The organism is Bradyrhizobium sp. UFLA05-153, from assembly GCF_054185185.1.
The window spans coordinates 1-1,021 of record NZ_JBBIAM010000325.1; the positions used below are offsets into that span (position 1 = coordinate 1).

Genomic DNA, 1,021 nt, shown 5'->3' on the forward strand with positions numbered 1-1,021 from the left:
GGTCCTGTATCGCTCGATTACCTCGTTCAGCATCCGCTTCTGCTCCGGGCGTGATTTCCCACGTAGCCCCGGGAAAGTGTCGTCATAAAGTTCTGGCGGAAAATGCGCTGCCAATTTGTCGGGATTCAGGGCGATGTACCAAGCCTGATGGACCTGTGCCTCGATCGGCATTGTGTTTGTAGCAAGTGCGTAGTCGTACCAACCGATGAATGAGACGTGATCGTTCTGCGCATCGGTAAATCGCATCAGCAGTTCGTCGTCATCGCGCTCTTCCCCGCTGTATTGGTGGGTGGCGTGCTTGAACGCATTCCAAAATTTGCGTTGAAGATTCCTAACTTGTCGAATGTCCATGTCAGGAAAGGTCTTAAGGACGTGCGATGTAAATGGTTCACCGCCAGCCTTCTTGGCGTAGTACTCGATCAATTCGCAGCCGCCTCCGGCGAGGCAATGCACCGAGACAGGATCGAGGTCCTGCAGGTAGATGGAAAGAGCCGTGCCGAGTTGTCGCCGCGCACTTGCGATCTTTAAATCGGACATTCGATTACCCTACGGTTAGCAATCGTCACGGCACTTTTTATCCCCACCCACAGGAACCGCATTAAGGACTGATTCGCAATTTCGCGCCGAGTTGCCTATATCCGTTAGATATACAAAAGATTTGATTTCCTCCCCCCTCCCCGCATGTCCTGGTCGCTAGAATTTGACGAGCCTATCGAATTGTCCAAGGGCAAGAATCTGGTCACGCTCCGTGACGCCGCCCTCTACATCACCAAGCTTCCGAAGGCCCGAACACAACGCGAGAGAATGGCAGGCCGCGATGCAGGCGCTGTTGCTGGTTGCCGAACAGGACGGGACGATGTTCGCCCGGATCGGCGTGATGCGAGCGCTTCACCGACTTCAGCCGAAAGTGGCGCCGGCACGCCGCAAGCGCGCGAAAGCTTACAGGATTGTGCGATGAAACTGATATTCAAACATGGGTTCAATTTTCACTCCGGCACCCCATATAGATATTCATGACTTG

2 protein-coding genes are annotated in these 1,021 nt (G+C 54.0%); one reads left to right on the top strand and one right to left on the bottom strand.

All coding sequences use genetic code 11. The features are described 5' to 3' along the window. Window positions 1-537 (bottom strand): hypothetical protein (locus tag Q2941_RS51680; RefSeq protein ID WP_458197552.1); only part of this gene is annotated, 537 nt, incomplete at its 3' end. A 280-nt stretch (window positions 538-817) separates the two neighbouring features. Here Q2941_RS51680 and Q2941_RS51685 point away from each other — a divergent pair. Then, window positions 818-958 (top strand): hypothetical protein, encoded by a 141-nt coding sequence (locus Q2941_RS51685; protein WP_458197553.1) that lies wholly within the window; start codon window positions 818-820, stop codon window positions 956-958. Window positions 959-1,021 lie beyond the last annotated feature (63 nt).

Bases quoted from the DNA above. Each gene is read 5' to 3' on its own strand.
- Q2941_RS51685 (WP_458197553.1), top strand. From the start codon at position 818: ATGCAGGCGCTGTTGCTGGTTGCCGAACAGGACGGGACGATGTTCGCC.